The organism is Nonlabens dokdonensis, assembly GCF_002162835.1.
Classification (GTDB): domain Bacteria; phylum Bacteroidota; class Bacteroidia; order Flavobacteriales; family Flavobacteriaceae; genus Nonlabens; species Nonlabens dokdonensis_B.
This window is the reverse complement of sequence record NZ_MAAX01000153.1, coordinates 1-2,256: the sequence shown is the minus strand read 5'-3', so window position 1 is coordinate 2,256 and position 2,256 is coordinate 1. Positions and strand designations below refer to the sequence as shown.

At 36.7% G+C, this 2,256-nt stretch carries 3 protein-coding genes; 2 read left to right on the top strand and 1 reads right to left on the bottom strand.

Annotation, left to right across the window (positions count from 1 at the left end; translation table 11 throughout):
• The first annotated feature begins 302 nt into the window (after nt 1–302).
• Nucleotides 303–1,106: an HAD family hydrolase gene (locus tag A9Q93_RS09790; protein ID WP_303687211.1), complete on the top strand. Its 804-nt coding sequence runs from the start codon at nt 303–305 to the stop codon at nt 1,104–1,106.
• Nucleotides 1,107–1,156: 50 nt separating this feature from the next.
• Here A9Q93_RS09790 and A9Q93_RS09785 read toward each other — a convergent pair whose 3' ends face one another.
• Nucleotides 1,157–1,702, bottom strand: coding sequence for a collagen-like protein (locus A9Q93_RS09785; protein ID WP_303687210.1), 546 nt, complete (start codon nt 1,700–1,702; stop codon nt 1,157–1,159).
• 52 nt (nt 1,703–1,754) lie between these two features.
• On the opposite strand from A9Q93_RS09785, the gene A9Q93_RS09780 reads away from it, so the two are divergent.
• Nucleotides 1,755–2,256 (top strand): lipopolysaccharide assembly protein LapB (locus A9Q93_RS09780; RefSeq protein ID WP_303687209.1); only part of this gene is annotated, 502 nt, incomplete at its 3' end.

Sequence of the window (2,256 nt, the reverse complement as noted above, 5' to 3'; positions counted from 1 at the left end):
CTAACCAACTGAACTACCAGACCGTGTTCTTATAGAACGACACTAATACATTTCTGCGTTAGCGGATGCAAATATACTTTTCATTTAGGAACTGACAAGAGTTTTTTAATTTTTTTTCAAAAAAAAGCGATTATTTTTTAATCGATTACTAGGGTTGTAATTTATATAGTAACAAAAATAATTATAACAATATGAAAATGAAATATATAAGTAGCAATCGTGTTTGATCAAAAGTTTTTAGTGCGCATCGATTTTTTTTTGCATCTGAAAGTTAATTCTCTAGGAGTATCTATATTTGATACATGATACAACTTTTTGCAACAGATATAGACGGTACACTACTAGATGAGAATCGATTTTTGTCACATCGCACAATTAAGACTTTAAAAGGTTTAAAGATGCCTAAGATTTTGATTTCGGCTCGTATGCCTCAAGCGATGTACTACTTGCAAGATGCGCTAGATATTTTGGGTGAAGCCATGATTTGCTATAATGGTGCGTTAGTGCTGCATGGTGATGAGGTTCTTTTTGAACTAGGAATCCCATTTGATGAGGTGCAAACACTGGCTGCTATAGGTGAAGAGCATGGACTTCATGTAGCATTTTACCGTAATGAGGAGTGGTTTGTGCCTGCTTTAGATCATTGGGCAAATAGAGAGATTAACAATACGAGAGTTCATCCTACGGTACAATCCACCGCTGTGACCTTAGATTATCTTAAAAACACCTCAGAAAAGGGAAACACGCATAAAGTGATGTTCATGGGTGATGAAGATGGTATGGATCTCGCTTTCGCGAAAGCGGAAAAAGAGCTCACCTCAAAAGTACATTTATACAGATCTAAAAATACCTATACTGAAATCACACCTAAAGGAACTTCAAAAGAAGTCGCCTTAAGAAAATTACTAGAGTTTAAGTTTCCTGATGTAGCAATGAAAAATGTAGTTGCCTTCGGCGATAATTATAACGATACTGATATGTTAAAGGCAGTAGGTTATGGAGTTGCTGTAGAAAACGGAAGAGACGAAGTCAAAAATGCCGCCGCTTACATAACAGCGCATCATAAAAAAGATGGCGTTGCGATCTGGTTAGAAGAAAACGCATAAAAAAAGGCAGCCCTAGTTAAAGGAGCCGCCTTCTTCAAAAATCATTATTATTAATCGATTTTGATAATGTCTTTTTGCTGTAATCCTGAAATACTCATTACCTCATCATAATTTGTTACATCGATTGTGCTGGATTGTAATTCTACTGGTAGAATGACTATTCTAAAAGTTTGATTAGAAATATCTCCTGGCGCTAACTGACTCAAGTCTGTGCTTGATGGTGCGTCAATGAATATGCGAGCATCTCCATTAGTAGCGTCATAGTTGTATTGAAATTCACCGAAGTTAGTGTAAATAGTCTGTGGTAATAACCTCCACACATCAACAAGTCCACCATTATTTCCTGGTACTTGATCCCAAAGAATATAAACTAACGTCATATCATCTGGGAAGACAGTAATATTTGCAGGGTAATCTATAAGCACTTCATAATCTGGAGCAAAAAAATCTACCGTTGATTCAAAAGATTGTGCAACGATATTAACTCCATCGGCGCCGTTTGCACCATCAAAGCCGTCAAATCCTGGAGGTCCTTGAGGTCCTTCACAAGCAGTTAGTGTAATAGCTAGAGCAAAAAGTAGTGTAATGTATTTCATAATTGTTTAGTTTAGATTTTTTGGTTTCAATAAGTGTGCCTAAATTTAAAGTATGAAGTATTTATTGATTCTTATTGTATTGTTAACGTACCTATCTAGTCCAGCTCAATTTCAAGTCGCCGATAGTCTTGTACAGGCTGGTAAATATCAACTGGCTATAGAAGAATATGAAAAAATTCCTGATAGCGAGTTTAAACTAGCTAAAGCATACGTTCAGTTAGGCGATGTATATGCCGCTCTAGCGACCTATGAAAAAGGGTTCAAAAAAGACTCGATAAGTACCACACCACGATTTGAGTACGCTCGATTAGCATTACGCAACAATGATCCTGTTACGGCTTTTGGAATGTTTGATGAACTTATAGAAGAGGTGCCAGATAATGCTAGTTACAGGTACTATTTAGGTCAGGCATTAGTAGATTTAAGCAATGATGCTGGAGCTATTTCCGCTTTCGCGAAAGCGGTATCCTTAAATAAATCGTATCGTGCAGCAAGAATCGAGTGGATTAAATTACTCATTAAAAACAGGAGGTTTAATGACGCTGTTATCACGG